This is a genomic window from Staphylococcus sp. KUGN1 (assembly GCF_045984185.1).
GTDB lineage: Bacteria > Bacillota > Bacilli > Staphylococcales > Staphylococcaceae > Staphylococcus > Staphylococcus warneri_A.
In genome coordinates, this window is record NZ_JBJQIL010000003.1 from 34,597 (window position 1) to 53,314 (window position 18,718).

17 protein-coding genes and 1 pseudogene are annotated in these 18,718 nt (G+C 31.5%); 6 read left to right on the top strand and 12 right to left on the bottom strand.

Annotated elements, in window-relative coordinates:
* Window positions 1-14: 14 nt before the first annotated feature.
* Window positions 15-1,445 carry an MDR family MFS transporter gene (locus tag ACJQQZ_RS08655; RefSeq protein ID WP_145506251.1) on the bottom strand — a complete coding sequence of 477 codons (1,431 nt, stop codon included), beginning with the start codon at window positions 1,443-1,445 and terminating at the stop codon, window positions 15-17.
* A 292-nt stretch (window positions 1,446-1,737) separates the two neighbouring features.
* Here ACJQQZ_RS08655 and ACJQQZ_RS08660 point away from each other — a divergent pair.
* Window positions 1,738-2,386 (top strand): annotated as a pseudogene (locus ACJQQZ_RS08660) (FMN-dependent NADH-azoreductase).
* Window positions 2,387-2,478: 92 nt separating this feature from the next.
* Here the strand turns inward: ACJQQZ_RS08660 and ACJQQZ_RS08665 are convergent.
* The 3 genes from ACJQQZ_RS08665 to ACJQQZ_RS08675 form a co-directional block, all read right to left on the bottom strand.
* On the bottom strand, window positions 2,479-3,849 hold the full coding sequence (locus tag ACJQQZ_RS08665; RefSeq protein WP_002450206.1) for a CitMHS family transporter: 1,371 nt from the start codon (window positions 3,847-3,849) through the stop codon (window positions 2,479-2,481).
* A 393-nt stretch (window positions 3,850-4,242) separates the two neighbouring features.
* Entirely contained in the window at window positions 4,243-4,515 is a 273-nt protein-coding gene (locus tag ACJQQZ_RS08670; RefSeq protein ID WP_107532818.1) for a Txe/YoeB family addiction module toxin, read from the bottom strand.
* Window positions 4,508-4,762, bottom strand: a complete 255-nt coding sequence (locus ACJQQZ_RS08675) for a type II toxin-antitoxin system Phd/YefM family antitoxin (RefSeq protein WP_002466398.1) — start codon at window positions 4,760-4,762, stop codon at window positions 4,508-4,510. The genes ACJQQZ_RS08670 and ACJQQZ_RS08675 overlap by 8 nt, the downstream gene beginning before the upstream one ends.
* Window positions 4,763-5,008: 246 nt before the next feature.
* Between ACJQQZ_RS08675 and lip the strand changes: the two genes are divergently transcribed.
* On the top strand, window positions 5,009-7,210 hold the full coding sequence (gene lip, locus ACJQQZ_RS08680; RefSeq protein WP_145506248.1) for a YSIRK-targeted triacylglycerol lipase: 2,202 nt from the start codon (window positions 5,009-5,011) through the stop codon (window positions 7,208-7,210).
* Between the two features lie 126 nt (window positions 7,211-7,336).
* On the opposite strand, the gene ACJQQZ_RS08685 is transcribed toward lip, so the two are convergent.
* The 3 genes from ACJQQZ_RS08685 to ACJQQZ_RS08695 form a co-directional block, all read right to left on the bottom strand.
* Window positions 7,337-7,774, bottom strand: coding sequence for a hypothetical protein (locus ACJQQZ_RS08685; RefSeq protein WP_145506246.1), 438 nt, complete (start codon window positions 7,772-7,774; stop codon window positions 7,337-7,339).
* 447 nt (window positions 7,775-8,221) lie between these two features.
* Window positions 8,222-8,542, bottom strand: a complete 321-nt coding sequence (locus ACJQQZ_RS08690) for a hypothetical protein (RefSeq protein ID WP_206140744.1) — start codon at window positions 8,540-8,542, stop codon at window positions 8,222-8,224.
* A 204-nt stretch (window positions 8,543-8,746) separates the two neighbouring features.
* Window positions 8,747-9,796 carry a PTS sugar transporter subunit IIC gene (locus tag ACJQQZ_RS08695; RefSeq protein ID WP_145506240.1) on the bottom strand — a complete coding sequence of 350 codons (1,050 nt, stop codon included), beginning with the start codon at window positions 9,794-9,796 and terminating at the stop codon, window positions 8,747-8,749.
* 457 nt (window positions 9,797-10,253) lie between these two features.
* Here ACJQQZ_RS08695 and ACJQQZ_RS08700 point away from each other — a divergent pair, with 457 nt between their 5' ends.
* On the top strand, window positions 10,254-10,448 hold the full coding sequence (locus ACJQQZ_RS08700; protein ID WP_145506237.1) for a hypothetical protein: 195 nt from the start codon (window positions 10,254-10,256) through the stop codon (window positions 10,446-10,448).
* Window positions 10,449-10,450: 2 nt separating this feature from the next.
* Here the strand turns inward: ACJQQZ_RS08700 and ACJQQZ_RS08705 are convergent, their stop codons facing one another.
* The 5 genes from ACJQQZ_RS08705 to ACJQQZ_RS08725 all read right to left on the bottom strand — a co-directional run bounded on the left by ACJQQZ_RS08705 (window position 10,451) and on the right by ACJQQZ_RS08725 (window position 15,890).
* Window positions 10,451-10,849 carry a nuclear transport factor 2 family protein gene (locus ACJQQZ_RS08705; RefSeq protein ID WP_145506234.1) on the bottom strand — a complete coding sequence of 133 codons (399 nt, stop codon included), beginning with the start codon at window positions 10,847-10,849 and terminating at the stop codon, window positions 10,451-10,453.
* A gap of 234 nt (window positions 10,850-11,083) precedes the next feature.
* On the bottom strand, window positions 11,084-12,124 hold the full coding sequence (mcrC, locus tag ACJQQZ_RS08710) for a 5-methylcytosine-specific restriction endonuclease system specificity protein McrC (protein ID WP_145506232.1): 1,041 nt from the start codon (window positions 12,122-12,124) through the stop codon (window positions 11,084-11,086).
* Window positions 12,121-14,307, bottom strand: coding sequence for an AAA family ATPase (locus tag ACJQQZ_RS08715; RefSeq protein ID WP_186364167.1), 2,187 nt, complete (start codon window positions 14,305-14,307; stop codon window positions 12,121-12,123). Before ACJQQZ_RS08715 ends, mcrC begins: the two co-directional genes overlap by 4 nt.
* A 418-nt stretch (window positions 14,308-14,725) precedes the next feature.
* Window positions 14,726-15,136, bottom strand: coding sequence for a phosphate-starvation-inducible protein PsiE (locus ACJQQZ_RS08720; RefSeq protein ID WP_002450195.1), 411 nt, complete (start codon window positions 15,134-15,136; stop codon window positions 14,726-14,728).
* Window positions 15,137-15,290: 154 nt separating this feature from the next.
* Complete coding sequence (locus ACJQQZ_RS08725) at window positions 15,291-15,890, bottom strand: type I secretion system protein (protein WP_107533203.1); 600 nt, start codon at window positions 15,888-15,890, stop codon at window positions 15,291-15,293.
* Window positions 15,891-16,253: 363 nt separating this feature from the next.
* Between ACJQQZ_RS08725 and ACJQQZ_RS08730 the strand changes: the two genes are divergently transcribed.
* From ACJQQZ_RS08730 to ACJQQZ_RS08740, 3 genes are all read left to right on the top strand, one after another.
* Window positions 16,254-17,234, top strand: a complete 981-nt coding sequence (locus tag ACJQQZ_RS08730; protein WP_145506229.1) for a tRNA dihydrouridine synthase — start codon at window positions 16,254-16,256, stop codon at window positions 17,232-17,234.
* Window positions 17,235-17,644: 410 nt separating this feature from the next.
* Window positions 17,645-18,277, top strand: coding sequence for a hypothetical protein (locus ACJQQZ_RS08735; RefSeq protein WP_145506225.1), 633 nt, complete (start codon window positions 17,645-17,647; stop codon window positions 18,275-18,277).
* Window positions 18,278-18,352: 75 nt separating this feature from the next.
* A complete protein-coding gene (locus tag ACJQQZ_RS08740) occupies window positions 18,353-18,658 on the top strand; it encodes a hypothetical protein (RefSeq protein WP_241004989.1) in 306 nt (101 codons plus the stop codon).
* The last annotated feature ends 60 nt before the right edge of the window (window positions 18,659-18,718 follow it).

Sequence of the window (18,718 nt, forward strand, 5' to 3'; positions counted from 1 at the left end):
CCTTTATAATTTTATTATTTTCTAGAAGTTTTTGTCTTATCTTTGATGAATAAACATAGAATAAATGCAATCACAATCAAGATGGTTGTAAATATAAATGCTGCATCTACACCATGCACCGTAGCTGCTCGCATCATTTCAATTTTAGACTGCCCGGTATGACTACCCGCTAGATCATTTTTAGATACAATGGAAAGAATCGTAATACTCACTGCGGTGCCCATTGCCCCAGCGATAATACGTAATGAATTCATAATTGCTGTACCATGAGATATTTCTTCCGATTGTAATGCATTAAGTCCTGCAGTATTCAATGGCATGATTAATAAACCGACTGAGAACATACGAATCGCATAAATAACGACGACATACCAAAATGGCGTATCTGTTGATAAAAATGTATGAAGAATCGTCATAATAATCAACAATGTGAAGCCAGGTATCACTAGGACACGTAATCCGAAACGGTCAAATACCTTACCTGTATAAACAGAAATAAATGCATTAAACACGGCACCAGGTAAAATCACTAACCCTGATAATACCGCTGATAGTCCTAAACCTGTTTGTACATACATAGGAATGAGTAATGCAGGGCCAACGATACCAATAAATAGCAACATAGATGCTACTGCTGATAAGGTAAATGTCTTACTTCTAAAGACACGTAAATTTAACAATGGATGGTCAATATTTAACTGACGGAATGTAAAGATGGCAATCACGATTACACCTAAAATAAATGTAATGATTACAGCTGGTGACGTGATACCCAACGTACTGATACTACTAAACGAGAATAAAATGAGGCCGAAACCAAAGGTAGAATATACAACAGAAATCTTGTCTAAAGCAGTATCTTTTGGAGAGCTATGGTTTTCAACGAAGAAGTAACCAATCACAAAGGCAATAATAGCAATCGTTGCGACGACGTAAAACGGCATTCTCCAACTAAACGCATCAATGAGTAATCCCGTTAACGTTGGTCCAATCGCAGGTGCAGACTGTGCGACAATACCTGTTAGTCCCATCGCAAATCCACGTTTTTCTACTGGGAATAAGGTGAACACGGTAAATTGCATGAGCGGCAATAAGATACCTGCGCCTATTGCTTGAATCACACGAGCCACCATTAAAATACTAAAGTTTGGGGAAAGTGCTGCCACTAAAGATCCAATTAAAAAGGCAGCCATAGAAAAAATATATAAACCACGTGTGGAATATCTATCCATTAAAAATGCAGTAAGTGGAATCATAACACCGTTAACCAACATAAATCCTGTAATCAACCATTGTGCTGTTGTTTCAGGAATACCTAAACCTGAAATAATCGCCGGTAATGCAGTATTCAAAATGGTTTGATTTAACATAGCTACGAATGCACTGATTAACATCACTACTACAATCGTATTTCGTTTTGCTATTGTCATTTCACTACTCGACACGACACGACACCCTACTCCTTTCTTAAAATTGTCCACGAAAAACTGTATCATTTTTAGTTAGCTTAGCAAACCATTTTACTTAAAAGGCGCTAAATTATTCCTAACTGTTGAAAATATTTGTGTGTGTTGAAATAAAATGTGTGAAATTGAACGACGCGAAAGTAATGATGTCGTGTATTTTAATGTGAATAGATTGCCCATTATATTTAATGTATTTGAGAGTCAATAGTAATAGGAATTTATGATGTAACCGTGTATACTTGTCATATTACATACAAAGGAGTATTTAACTATGAAGACGTTACTTATTAACGCACATCCTGATTTTAATAATGACAGTACTTATACTGCTCAAATGAAAGCTATGTTTTTAGAAAAATATAATGAAGCATTTCCTAATGGAGAGATTGAAGAACTTAACTTATATGAAGGTTTATTACCTCGTCTTGATAGCGAGCAATTATTAAACGTGTGGAATAAACTTGGCGCGGGTACACCGTTATCTGAAGAAGAGCAACAAGTTGCTGAGAAATCTACATTTTTAGTACAACAATTTAAAGCACATCATCGTATTGTGATTTTGACACCATTACACAACTTCAATATCACATCTCGTTTAAAAGATTACATCGATAATATTATGATTCCTAGAGAAACATTTAAATATACAGACGATGGCTCAGTTGGACTAATGACAGATGATTATAAAGCATTACTATTACAAGCAAGTGGTGGTATTTATACCAATGAAGATCGTTATACACCTCTTGACACCTCTTGAATTCTCATACCATTACTTAAGAGAAATGTTCAAAGAAGTTATGGGCTTTGATGAATTCTACATTGCACGTGCACAAGGTACATCCATTTTACCTAAAGAAGATATTATCAAAGACGCAGCTAAAGATATCGATCAAGTCTTTGACGCATTTTATTCATAATATATCAATGACCATATAAATCAAGCGTAGTACTTAACCATCATGTTCTGTACTACGCTTATTTTTTAGACTGCCTTAACACTTCCCTGTAGTTAAAAGGCTACTGTACCTATTAACATTGCAATAAGTAACAATACAATAGCAAAGCCCCATACCCAGAAGAAGGCATATTTAATATATGTGCCCATGTTGGCTTCGGCTAAACCAAGTGCAAGCCATACTGCTGGCGCAAATGGACTTACGAAAGTACCTATAATATTACCAATCACCATTGAATAAGCAGTAGACACTTGTGATACACCAAACTCAGCGGCTGTTTGTTTAACAATAGGTAACAATGCGAAATAGTAGGCGTCCGTACTTGTTAATAAATCAAGTGGTACACCAAAGATACCTACAATAATGTGAATATACGGTCCGACTGGTTGCGGAATAATATGAATGAAACTTGTAGAGATTGCTTTAAGCATACCCGTCTCATCGAGAATACCTAAGAACATCCCTGCTCCTACAATGACAACAGCCATCATTAATGCATTAGGTGCATGTGCTTTTAAGCGATCCATTTGTTCATCTACACTCTTATAGTTAATGATTAAAGCAATAGAGACACCTATCATAAATGCGAATTCTGGCGGAGCGATATTCGTTAACATTGCAACCATAACTAATAAAGTTAACAATGTATTAATCCACTTAATAGACCCATGCTCTCTAGCACGACCTCTTACTGGAAACTTAATATCTTGTTCATGTTCATAATGTGCAACAAGTTTATGTATATCAATATCTTGAGTTTGTTCAATTTCTCCCTTTGCGATCCCTTTTTGAATACGTTTCTTTTCTCTAAAACCTAAATACACTGCAAGTAACATAACGAGAATAAAACCAATTATTTGAATTGGTATTAAACCATACCATAATTCATTGACACTTTTAGCTTTTAATACGGTTGCGACACGCGCCATTGGACCACCCCAAGGCACCATATTCATCACTGCTGCACTGAGCGCTAGTAGTAAAATGAGTAAATAGCGACTCATATTTAATGCTTTATATAATGGTAATAAGGCGGGAATACATAATAAAAACGTTACCGCACCTGCGCCATCGAGTTGTGCAATCGTTCCAAGTAATGCCGTCATAATACAAACGACGACTACATTACCACGTGTCATCAGTAACAACCGCTTCACAAGTGGTTTAAACAGACCACTATCGTTCATAATACCAAAGAAAATAATCGCAAAAATGAACATAATGACAACGTTCATCACTTGCGCTAACCCTTTATCAAAGAACTTCACCAAATCGGCAACACTATAGCCTAAAATTAAAGCACCGATACATGGAATCAATGTCATACCCACAACCGGACTAATCTTCTTAGCAATTAGCAATCCTACAATTGAAATAATAATTGCTAAACCAACAATCGTTAACCACATACTATCCCCTTGCATGATTAACATCCCCTTTTAAATAGTGAAACGACGATATTGCATTTGATTACAAAATACTAAAATACCAAATCGTTTTAATTTTTAGAAAAATGTAAGCGCTTTAAAATATTTTATCATAACATGGTTTATGAGGAAATATGTAATTCGTATGGGAAATAGATTGGATCATTACACATCCATATTAAAACAGTCTAGGACATAAATATATATTTCAAGTTACATTCATATTTAGGCAGTAGTTGACTGAAATGAAAATGTGCTTGTACCAAGCTTTTTCATTTCTAGTCAACCTTGCCGGGGTGGGACAACGAAATAAATTTTAAGAAAATATTATTTCTGTCTCTCTCCCTTGAACTCAAATATATCAATCTGTTGCTTAGAGACCATAGTAAATTATTTAAAATAATGATATTTACAAGAAACAATAATGATTTCTGAATCATGTACTTTATAAACTAACCTATGTTCAAAATTGATTCTTCTACTATAATATCCTTTAAAATTACCTTTCAAAGCTTCAGGTTTTCCTTCACCTTCGAGTGGGCCATTACGATTTATACATTTTATCAAATGGTTAATCTTTTTTAATAATTTTTTATCAAGAATTTGCCAATATTTATAATCTTCAAATGCATCAGGTGTAAATAAAATATTTAATCTACTCATATGATTCTAAATCTACCTCTATTGTATTTCCACGCTCAGCATCTTCTATAGATTTAGCCAAGTGTTGGGCATTAGCAGGGGATTGTTGGAGGTATAATGTCTCCATCATCGCATTGTAATCTGACTCCGAAATCAATACAGCATTGCTATCATTAGTTGTTATAGTCACCGCATCTGAATCGTTGTTAACTTTATCTATTAAACTTCTAAAATTTTTTCTAGCTATTGAGTACGATACTATTGCCATAATCTGTACCTCCTTTTAATGAAATTGTACAAAAACCTGTACAATAAGTAAAGTGTATTGTTGCTCACACGTACCTTTGTTTGATGGAACTTTAAGAAGTTGTAAAGAGAAATTTATATTACGTTCATAATCTTAATTTATGATGGGGGTGTCGTCGGATTTTCTGAAGTACGTTGTTAATCTGTCGGCATTTCATTTTTAAATGTTGCTCATAATCCAGATTTAACAGATAGAGGTGCTAATAACATGAAAAACAGAAAGAATTCTTATAGTATTCGTAAGTTAAGTGTAGGTGCATCTTCCATCATCGTTGCATCTATGTTATTTGTTGGAGTGGAATCTGCACAAGCAGCAGAAACTGAACCACAAGATCAAACTACTATACAAAATGTTAAAGAAACAACTGAATCATCTAACTCTGATCAAACGCAACAACAATCTTTAGAATCTACAAAAGCGAAAGATTCTGATACAAATAATACGAATGTTGAACGTCCTAAGTCTAATTCGACACAAACATCAAATCAAGACACTGACAACATGCAGGATACATCAACTAATCAAACAATCCAAAATTCTAAACATATTAATCATAAAACTAATGACGTTTCACATGAAACTACAAAGACAAATGATACAGTTCAAACGTCATCTCAAGACAATTCAGAACAATCTCCTGAAGTCGACTCAAATGAGACACCAGCTTCAAATGACAAATCAACTCCAAGCAAACAAGAACCTAACAATACAAAGCAAGATATTGATGAAACATCTAAACCTAATGAAGATTCAAAACTTGTACCATCAAAGTCAAATATAACATCTAAAGCAGATAAACAAGAACAGTCTTCTAAAGAACCTGTTGAGGATAATGCTCAAAAAAATAAACATGTATCACAAGAAGATTCATCTTTAGAGAACCAAGGTACACAAGAGGTCCCGCAGACTGACTCACATAAAGATGTCAATGTAACACCTTCAAAGTCCTCATCAGCACAACATCCATCTACAACACAACATATTACAGCTAAAGATGCTAGTGCTTCACAAGAGATGCCAGTTCATTCACTAGATTCATCTAAACAAGATCAAACAACATCGACTGAGAGCCATATCAATTTAGATAACCTAGATAAACAAGCGACTAAAGATAGTACACCTGCAGATAATGACGATGATCAATCTAAAGATGGTCTAAATACATTAACTAAAAATGCGGTAGCCATACATAACAACAAATCCAAAGCACAGGCTACTCAACCTACTAAAGATCAGACGAATAAGGTAGCGCCTCAACAACAATATAAAAATCATGACCCTATTATACTTGTTCATGGATTTAATGGTTTTACAGCTGATAATGGACCTGGTTTAGGAGATAGTAATTATTGGGGTGGCGAACGTCTTAACATCACACAAGAAGCACGTGCAAAAGGTTATAACGTGAGTGAAGCTAGTGTAAGTGCATTAGGTAGTAACTATGATCGTGCGGTTGAATTGTACTACTATATCAAAGGTGGCACTGTAGATTATGGTGCGGCACATGCAGCTAAATATGGTCATGAACGTTATGGCAAATCTTATGCAGGTGCCTATAGAGATTGGAAACCCGGCCAGAAAATCCATTTAATTGGCCATAGTATGGGTGGACAAACCGTTCGTTTATTAGAAGAAATATTACGTAATGGAAATCCTGAAGAAATCGAATATCAAAAGCTACATGGTGGTGACATTTCACCATTATATAAAGGTGGACAAGATAACATGATTTCTTCCATTACTACGTTAGCGTCACCTCATAACGGCACACACGCCTCTGATTTACTAGGTAATGAGGCAATTGTGAGACAAGCTGTTTATGATTTTGCGAAATCACAAGGTAATAAATTCTCTCGTGCCGATCTTGGTTTAACTCAATGGGGATTAAAACAGAGACCTGATGAAACTTATATAGACTATGTAAAACGCGTTGAAAATAGTAACTTATGGAAGACAAAAGATAATGGATTCTATGATTTAACAACTGAAGGTGCACAAGAGTTGAATAATCATACGTCACTCAACCCAAATATAGTTTATAAAACATATACTGGCGAATCATCTGACCCAGATAAAAACGGTATCCATCATCGTAATAATCATATGAATATTAAATATTTACCAACTACCAATGTAATTGGTAAATTAGACGATAAAGCTTGGCGAGAAAATGACGGTCTAGTATCAGTAGTTTCGGCACAACATCCATCTAATCAAAAATATGTCGATGCTACAGATCAAATTCAAAAAGGCGTATGGCAAGTCACACCTGTCCAACACGATTGGGACCATGGCGACTTTGTCGGAACACAAAAAGATGAAAACGGCATCTCAATCGGGCAATTCCAAGGCTTCTGGGATAACCTATTGAACGATGCTGTAAGAAACGAAAAAGAGACTGATCAATAAACATTTATAAAAATTAAGACCCCTTCTATATTTAAACAAATAGTCAATATAGAAGGGGTTATTATTCTATTTTAAAGATATATTTAATGATTTACTTTTATTCTTGAAACTATATAAATTCTTCATCTAATGAACGGTTTCTCCTGGGACGCCACCTTGGCCAACATCCCCAGCTGGACTACCATTAATCGTTTCTGGTTTACCATCTCCGTTATCATCCGTATAGTCATAAACCTCTATTTCAGGCATCGTTTCGTCAGAATGTTCTTCCTTTTCATCGATTTTTCTTTCTGTTTTAGGTTGAGTATCCGCTATATTTGTTACAGGCTGTTGAGGTTGGCTTACTGGTTGATTAACAGTATTTTGATTATTTTGCATTGTATCTTCAGGTGTTTGTTTATTATTTTCTTTAGTTGTTTTCTTTTTTGATTCTTTATGTTCTGTTTTATGCATTTCTTTCTCTTTAGTTACGATATTTTTATAAGAAGAATATCCCCATAAACCAGTCGCCAAGATTATAATAACTAAGCATACACATGCTAAGATAGACAAAAATATTTTCATCGTTTTCCCCCGTTTTTTCTTCCAAATTCCTTTTCATATTGTTATAAACTATTAAAATACCTACATAATAGTCTCTATCACAGTTAAATCGGTACCGTAATGTTGACAAAATTTATCATTCTGACCTACTTCATTGGAACCTGACAACAAACCATTTGGTTGTACTACTTTTTATAAATTTAAGTCTATTGATTTTATATTATCTTATTTTGTAACAACTTACTATATATTTTTTAAAGTTATGTATAAATATTTCTTATAACTTAAAATGTTTTCATTTATAAATAAAAAATGGTCATATATTGATATATATGTTGGAAAAACGAGGCTATAAGAAACGAAAAAGTGACTGATTAGTAGTGTGAGTTGTAGAAAGTCATCATATAAAACAAATGCCAATCCACCTATCATTAAAGGTGAATTGGCATTTTTACTATTGCGCGTTATCTATGAGTTACTTTCTTTGATAGCCTCATATAATTCTACAAATTTTTTACCTTCTTTACGTGACACGTAATCAAATATCCAATTTTCATTATTGTTTTCGGTTATTACTATTCTATACGGACTAAATGATAAACCAAATTTCAAACTCTTTATTTCATTAAAGTGAAATTCGTTTTTAATCTCTGAACCTTTCAGTAATCCATCTGCTTCAAAATAAATCATGTCTTTTAGTAAATATAGTGTCCCGGGCACGCCTTGAGATGTAAGTAATTTCATTGAAACTTGAACTTTATACACTGGGTGTTCTAAATTAATTTCCATCATATTTCTCCTCTCATTAATTTAGTAACTACGATTAATAATGTTCTAATCAGACTGAACTTTTAAACTATTTATGAATTCATTTTTATGATTATTTATTTCTTAATAAAACTATACCCTAAAATATATTTGAAATAGTCATTTTATATAGAAAAAAGGCAACTTCTATCTCAATCATAGAAATTGCCTTTAGCTTATATAAAGTTATTTAAAAATAAATACATCTGTTTTATAGAGTTTCAATATTTTCACAAATAGATAATTGAAAAAGATAGCTGATATGATTGGTACGATGACATAAGTTATCGCAACCAATAGCAAGCCACTACCCATACTAGTACCTAATAAGTTTAATGACTTAATTGGGCCTACTAATCCAATTAAACCAAACCCAGCCGAATCAGGTGTACCTTTAATATTAAGCAACCCGCCTACGAGTCCTGATACTGCAGCGGTACAAGTAATTGGTAAAAATATAATAGGATGTCGAATGGTATTAGGCATCATTAATTTAACGGCACCAAGTAACACTGAAATCGGAACACCTACTTTGTTAACACGCCATGCCCCTAGCGCTAGCATAATAGCACTAGCAGAGACACCTATAGCTGCTGAACCTGCTGCGAGCCCTGAAATACCAATGGCAATACCAATTCCAATCGCAGATATCGGTGACACAATAAGAATAGAGAATATCACTGATATTAGAATTGTCATAATGATAGGTTGTGTATTTGTTAAGCTATTAACAACATTACCTATCCCCACTGTTATCAATTTGGTATACGGCAGTAATAATAATCCTAAGAGGCCAGGAATACCACCGGCAACGATGGGTAAGATAATCATATTTAAACTACCTGCACGATCTCCGATGATTAAAATAATACCTACTGCAATCGCTCCGGTAATCATGGTATTAATTAAATCTCCAATACCTATAATGACCCATTGGTGATTTGTAATTGTCGTTGCACCAGAACCGACAAATGTTGCTGCACCAACCACAGCTGTTTGTAATTGTGTTAAATTAAACTGTATCGCAATTAAGACACCCGTTAATATGGGAATCGTATATTGAATGCCTTGTACTACAACTGCTATTTTTGAAAATATCTCATTATACTGACTTAAGTATTTACTCAAGTCTCCTAAAATCGCGTTAGGAAGCATACCTACAACGATTGCTATCGCTAATCCATTTAATATATTAAATAAAAATGATCTGGGTGTAATCCATTGTTTTTCGCCCATAATTCAAATACCTCATATTTTCTTTCTTGATTTTAAAGCACGTGATAACAAACCTTATTAATAAAAAAACACTCTCGCCGAACTCATACATAAACGTATGAATTTATACGAAAGTGTTTGAAGTTATGATTATAATACCATGATTTTTTAGAATAGCAACAGTTATTTGATACGATTGTTTGGGCTATATAATGTGAGTTGTTAAAAAGCCCCGCCATAATCAACTATTACATAAACTGTAAGTGAATCACACATATTGGGTATCAACGCTCTTCGAATATGTTAAATAAATTTTCCGCCTAGTTATCAACTACTAAATCGAATTAGGTGTTTTTACACTTTTATAACAACATGTTAACTTAAGATAGAATAATTAGTTTTGCCGTTTTGATTAAGTTTGAATAGGCTATCTAAATCATATAATTAATCTATATTTATTCACAAAAGGAAGATGAGTATGAAGCGAAAAACAAGAAAGCGTATATATCTTATACTCATGGCTATAGATTTAATTACCGTGCTTATAATTATAGGGTTCACTGATATGCCCTATAGCAGCAGACAATATTTCGGCTATGCTTTTACAATATTACTGACACTATATTGTTTAGTTCCAAGTACGAAAGACAAACAAAATGACGATGATAATTAAGTTTATTTAATCCTACCTATGCCTTTAAGCGCTTCATGATATGGTAATGTTAATTCGTTACATGTCATAACTTTTCCTTCATCGTTAAATGTAAACTCCGCATACACTTCTATGATGCCTTGGTTTCCATTCTTTTTCTCTACTTCTACGTCATAACGTAGAAACACAGCATTTTGATTTTCATCAATGATTATCGTTTTAAAATGACTGATTTTCAAACTTGAAACAACTTCTTTTAACTTTTTTAGATGTGCTTTAAATTCATCAAAATTAGTGGAAACATGATCTGTCGTTTGTACGTATGTGGGCGCAAAATAGTTATTTATTTTATCCAAATTCAAATCAATTAAGATGTCATTATAAAGTGATTTTATCGTAGTTTTTAAGTCTATTTTGTTCATGATAAAACTCCTTTAATCAATTATTATATAATTACAATTGAAATAATTTCATTTCAATAATAGTGTAACAATAAAATAAATAATATACATCTTTTATCTTAATAGTATCGCATATCGCTTAGTTCCATAAATAAAAAAGGAAACAGTGCGTTCACACATGCTTCCCTCTTAAAGTTTAATATTTGATTTTAATCAATCGTAAATTTTCGTAAACAATAGAACTGTATCAAACATTTATATTTCAAAATGTTCCATAATAATTTGATTTAATTGTTTTTTAATCTGTGAGAATTCACAGTTCAAGTCTAATGATTTAACACTAATAAGGTTGCCACTCATTTGAAACTTATTTTCAGGTGTCTTTTCTTCATCTGTTTTAGCATATAAGAGCATGCCAGATACATTTGTATTTACTTCTTTCTCCCTTATATAAAAAGCATGATTTTTTACATAAGTAAATATCTGATAAAGGTTTGCAGAATGTATTTTATAAGTATCATAATAGTTTTGTAAGGACTTTTTATAAAACTTAGCATCTATGATTAAGTAATCCTTTTTATTAGAAATCATAATATCACTTTTCATAGTTGGTAACATTGAGGATTCATCATCATCTAATTTCCATGGTATGTGTGCTGCAGTTACACTCAATTGTGGAAAAGTTTTCTTAAAATATTCAAATAAAAACTTTTCATATAAGTGTGACATACGTTGTTCATCTTTAAAGTCCAGTACTTGTCTATTTCCTTCGTTATTTGATTGTAAAAGACCTTCGACAATTAAATTACATATGGCAATTAACATTTTGTATGTCTTGTTATTTCGTGTAAAACGCATATTCCAATTAATACTGCTTAAATCTATTTGATTAACAGAACTGAAATGAATCAATAGATTTTTCAATTTCTTTTTTCTTTCCTTTGAGATATCTTCATTAATCAGAAGTAACATTGTTGATTTAATAATTTGATTTAAATAATTATTTATTGAACATTCATCATATACACAACTAAGTTTTTTATTTAATATATCCAAATTACTAATAGACTCTGAAATATCAATTTTTCCTCGAACCATTGTTAATGCTTCTTGTTTTTCAATATATTCATAGTGTAAACCACGCTTAATTTGATTTGAAACACCTTTTATTAAAATAGCTGTATATAACTCATTAGCATTATCAAAATCTTCTGCGATGACATTTACATAAGTATTTTCTTTCAAAACAGAAAAAGCATAAGTCAACATATAATAAATGTTTCTTATTTCTATCATTTTATCGAGGTCCTTAATTTATCAGTCCATAAATCTACTTGAGATGGTTCATCAAACCAATATTCTTTAATTAGAGGTATGATCTCAAATTCTACAATATTAGATAGTATAAGATCAGTAACATAACTTAAATTACTAAAATAGCTATGTCCAATTGTAAATCCTTCTCCAAGTGAATCATCGTTTACAATATCAAGATTTAAATTTTGAACACATTGAATAAGAGCATCAAATTTTTCACTCGATAAACTATCTTGATACAATTTAAATCCAACATTATCAAACGATACAGTCATATCAAAGAACGCAAAACGTCTGCGAAGCGCATAATCTAATATTGCTAAACTGCGATCAGCTGTATTCATCATACCAATGATATAAATATTTGGTGGAACAGAAAATTTCTCATCTGCATATAATAATTCGAGCTCAGCACCTCGTTTATCATTTTCAATTAACATAAATAGCTCCCCAAATATTTTACTTAAATTCCCACGATTGATTTCATCAATGATAAAGAAATAGCTATTCTCGCTATCTTCCTCAGCTAGTTTGCAAAAATTATAAAAGGTTCCATTTCTTAATTCAAATCCATTCTTAGATGGTCTGAACCCCATAATAAAATCTTCGTACGAGTAGCTTTGATGAAATTGAACCATTTTAACACGACTTTTATCTTTCACTACCATCATAGAGTACGCTAAACGCTTTGCAATATAGGTTTTCCCCACACCAGGAGGGCCTTGCAATATAACATTTTTCTTCATTTCCAATAACTGAATTAATCTATAATACTCATCTTCATTCATATACACTTCATTTAAGAAATCTGTAACTTCATAAACAAGATAATTTTCCTTTACAGAATTAATTTCATTCATACTATCTTGATTGAATAACATGTTTAATTTTTTAATAAGTTCATTATATGGGGTAATATCATCTAATACTTTATCTGTAGTTTCAAGATAGCTTTTCCATTCACCTTTATTTTTCCAATCAATATAACGTATATTAGAAAATTCTTTATCAAGCACGTATTTAGTATCTGAAGAAACAATTCCCCAACCAAGTATCATATCTTGCTCATTTTTTACATATATTATGTCACCTATAGCCATTTCATTAATAAACTGATAAATGGTATTAGTAACGTTAGTATAATTGCGTTCATCACCATAGGTATTTTGAAGTTTCTTTTCTATTTCTTCTTTTTTGAAATATTTGGATATATCATTAAGTTCATTATATCCTATAGAAATACATCCATTATCATAGAACCATTCCCAATTTCTTTCTTGTGAATCTAAACATAACATCCAATAATTTTTAGATGGAATATCTTGATCTGTATCAGTTGACCCTGCCACTACTTTAGATGTTTTATCCTTAAGTTCATTTATTTCTTCGGAATATCTCCAAACTTCAAAGCTTAAATCAACTATCTGATTCAATACGGTTTTAGAACTAGATAAATATTCCTTTATAACATCGATAACTTTTAAATAGTCTTTTCCACTCAGATAAGTTGAAACATTAGGTAACTGATTAATAATCATTTCAGGGACTTTTCCTGATTGATAAATATACCAAACCGTTCGTTTATCAAGGTTTAAATAATCTTCAGGTGAAATCCAAAATAAAGCGCTTGTTAATTTACTATTTCCTATTCCTCTCTTATCTATAATGAAATCAAAATAACGTATAAATTGATCTTTATTATATTCACTTTTTTCAATTGAATATTTTATTGCAATTTCAAATAATGACCATAACTCATCAATATCGTTATCTTTGCGTATACCTACAAAATCATAAAAAGTAGCATTCATATTATTGACCGTTGGTATCCCTTCAAAATTTGTAGGAACCTTAGCTTCAATTTCTAAAATCTTAGAAAATGCTTCTGCAATTTTTATCTTATTTGATGTTTTTAAAGAGCTTTTATTAAATAATGCAAGTACAGTAAAAGGATCAATATCTATTAATTGATTATCCTTTTCTAAAGTAGGCAATTTAATATCAGCAATCTGATATGCCTTTTTTACATTTTGAATTAATTGTTCACGATGTTCACGAAACTTTAATAACTTCATAGCAAACTCATTATAAAATTCAATCCATGTTTTATCGATAGATTGATAACTTATTGCACTCTCTTCTTTTAACTCATAATCATACATCTCATAGTACACCCCCTATAATTTTAAATAACATGCATTTAATATACATTTTACATGCATTAATGTTGTAATACCATACTTTATTTGGTTGTTTTAAATACTATTTTCATAAGAAGTTAGATACAATTAGTTTCATCAAAAAATAACTGACGCACAATTTACATGATTATTTATACCTTCTAATAATTCAGAGTAGAAAATAAATATATTAAAGGGAAAACTCATCCATTTTATACAAATAATTATATATTTAATTACTACATATTTACGATATTACTGACACTATATTGCATAATTCAATTCCATGTACGAAAAACACTCCAAAGAATAAGTCATAATTATTCCATTCCCTTTTATAAATAAAAAAAGGGAACAGTGCGTTCACACATGCTTCCCTCTTAAAGTTTAGTATTTGATTTTAATCAATCGTAAATTTTCGTAAACAGTATAGTGAAATCGTTAGTATAAATATACTAGCGACTAACAAGATTGTCTCAGTAGCATCGCTATGTTCTACTATAATAATTCTGACAATCGCTGTAATACCGATATAAATAAAGTACTGTAACGAAAAATGATAATTGTGTTTGAAATATTGAATAATGAGTAGAATAAACTCAATATACATGAACGATACCAATAAATCTTCAATAACTTGGCTATATTTCAAGTCTTTATCTTGTAAAAATAAGTTTTGAAAGAAACCAAAACACTCGGTAAATAAAAATATAACAAGTGTTATCGCAATGAGACCAATACAAATATTAACTGCTAATAACAACAATTTAGAAAACTGTTCACTTATCTTTTCAGGCGTAAATTTCTTCATTTTTCTCCTTAATGAGCCTTTTTTAGTATTCAATGTTAATTTTCCTATTCAACACAAAATCGGGTTGAAATACCAACCCGATTTATTATATAGCATTTAAATTTCTTTTCAACTTATGATACGAATATTCTACTTTTAATGCTCTCTCAATTAATCATGACTTCTTATATTTTTGAACATTAATAGCTTCGTTTTTATCTATAATTTTATTTAAATTCGGCTCATAAATCTCATGATTATAGTTCTCTTTAGCAAACTTTTTCATATTATTTACAAATTTTTCAATACTTTGATCTAATTTTATTTTTGAAAATGCAATCGCATTTTTATCAAATGCTTCATCTTCGTATCTTTGATTATATATCTTATATGCAACTTTAAATTTGTTAAACTGACGCTCAAAAGGTTCGTAATAACTAAGTAATTCTTGAATAGCAGTATTTGAACGATCTATATGATGACTCATCATAGTAATCAAATCCTGTATCTGATAATCTAATGACTTAAAATCTTGTTCAATATCCGTGTAAATTTCAATTGTATTTTCTTTACTATAATTTGCATTTTTAAAGTTCAACTCATTATTTCTTACTTTAGCAGCTTTATATGTAATGATGTCTATCATACTGACTAAATCATTATGATATTCTTCATCCTTTTCTTTCTTTTGATTTTTAAATTGAAGAAAAATTGCTGAAAAAGTACCGATTAAAGATAAAATACCACCTATTATTGCTGCGATAAATTCCGCCATATTAACACCCCTATTTTATATTATTTATAAATTTCTAACCTATAGTTTAATTGAAATTTACAATGTATATCGCACGTCTCTTTTTGCTTATTTGAATGTATTTATATCCAATTTGTAGATATAACAATATAGAGAGTGTCAAATTCTATAATTTATATATAAAAGATATAATACTATATGATTACAGTAATAATCAAAAATAAATTTAATATTACTCCTGAAAAATAATCAATCTGTTCCTTTTCATCTCATTTTTATAAACTATGAATAGTCAACTTCACTTTGTATATCTCCCCCCTTTGTGGTAATATCATTATGCGTAAAAATGCGAGATACTAATAAAGAAGAAGGTTTAAATATATTATGAAGGAAAATTTTTGGAGTGAATTGCCAGGGCCATTTTTTATTTTGGCACCTATGGAGGACGTGACGGATATTGTCTTTCGTCATGTGGTTAGTGAAGCTGCGAGACCTGATGTGTTTTTCACTGAATTTACGAATACTGCAAGCTTTTGTCACCCTGAAGGTATTCACAGTGTGCGTGGTCGCCTAACGTTTAGTGAAGATGAACAACCTATGGTAGCACATATTTGGGGCGATCAACCTGAACAGTTCCGTGAAATGAGTATTGGTTTAGCGGAGATGGGATTTAAAGGTATTGATTTAAATATGGGCTGTCCTGTTGCAAATGTTGCTCAAAAAGGTAAAGGATCTGGCCTTATTCTTAGACCTGAAGTGGCCGCTGAAATTATTCAAGCAACGAAAGCGGGAGGTCTACCGGTAAGTGTTAAAACACGTCTTGGTTTCTATGAAATAGATGAATGGCGTGATTGGTTAAAACATGTCTTCGAACAAGACATCGCGAACTTATCGATCCATCTACGTACACGTAAAGAAATGAGTAAAGTTGATGCGCATTGGGAATTAATTGAAGCGATTAAACAATTACGTGATGAGATAGCACCTAATACTTTATTAACAATTAATGGCGATATTCCAGATAGACAAACTGGACTTGAACTAGCTGAAAAATATGGCATTGATGGTGTGATGATTGGCAGAGGCATATTCCACAATCCATTTGCCTTTGAAAAAGAACCACGTGAACATACTAGCGAAGAACTACTAGGTCTATTACGATTACATCTATCATTATTCCAAAAATATGACAAAGATGAAGACCGACAATTCAAAAGTTTACGTAGATTCTTTAAAATTTACGTACGTGGCATTAAAGGTGCGAGCCAACTACGACATCAATTAATGAATACACAATCCATCGCTGAAGCACGCGAATTACTAGATGAATTCGAAGCACAAAGAGAGAAACAAATAGAATCATAATCATTTTCAACACATAACAATCCCCTGTTAATCATTTAGTTAACAGGGGATTATTGTATATTTTTTAAACACAACAATTTTACCTTTATACATATCACCTATATTTTTAATAAAACTACCTTCTTCATAATCATCTTTATACGAATTATCAAGTGTTTCTATTGATGTCTAATTATTTCACGCAAGTTAATAAGGATTTGAGTTTTCATCAGAATAGTCATATCAAAACTAATTCTATATATTTAAGCATACTTTTCAATCTGAAAAATTAAATTAATCTAAATTTATCTAGCAAAACCATTGTTTTTATAAATACATCTTTTCTATATTAATTTTTAAAATTTATATAGAAAAGCGTAGCAAAATATATTAATATAAATTTAAACTAATTATTGAATGGGGATGATTATGTGAAGAAAGTTTTCGCAAGTTTAGGGGTTATTTTATTAGTTGTAATATTGGGCGTTGCTGTTGTATTTGCATATGGGAGTTACAAAGATTTAGAACTTAAAAAAGAAGAAGCTAAGCTAGAGGATGAGAAGAATAAGAAAATCGATAAAAATAAAACTACAGAAAATGAAAATCAAAACCAAGTATCAACAGAAAACATACAACAAGATAATGTCACAAATGAAGTAAATAATGAAAAAGCGAAACAACTTGAAAAAGCTTTTAATATTAGCAGTGAAGAAGCACGAATATTAGCAAATGAAATAGATGCAGCAGATACAAATGGGGATAGGATTATTACAACACAAGAAATGACACCTACCTTACAAAAATTTTCAGAAGCAGGGAAATTCCAACCAGCTGCGGGAGGTGCAACTCCCCCTAGTGATAGTGAAGGTAAGGGACAATCAAAATATACAGCAGAAGATGCTAAAAACATGTCTGATGATGAATTTTTAGCTGCATATAAAGAAGGAATGAGCGAAAAAGAAGCTGCAGCTGGTGATAGCAAAGCTAAAGGTTCTGGAGATTATATCAACTATTTGAGAGGACAAGTAGAAGCACGTGCCAATGGCCAAGGCGGCACTTATTAAACTTAAGGTGACTAAACTATGAAAAATTATTAAGTATAATTACAATGATTGCAATCGTTGGTATATTAGCATCTGTTGTTTTTTTTTGGTTACAACAAATATCAAGAAGTAGAATTTGAAAAAAATAAATTACAGGCTAAGCAAAAAGAAAATATTGGAAGTAACTCTCGAAGTATTAGTGAAACCTCTAATAATGAGAATCAATCAAATGAAAGTCCAAGTAATAGTCAAGAAAAAACGCAAACTACAGCCCACGAAACTGCAAAGAATCAACAAAAAGTAACTAGAGATAACGTTTTTGATTATGCTATTGCAGCTATAAATAAAGTGAGGAATGCAGATTTATTAAAATTTCAAGAACCTGAATACAATGGTTCATAATGGACAATTAACGCTAATAATAAATCCGGTGCAGGAGCTAATACTATCGTAGTTAAAGAT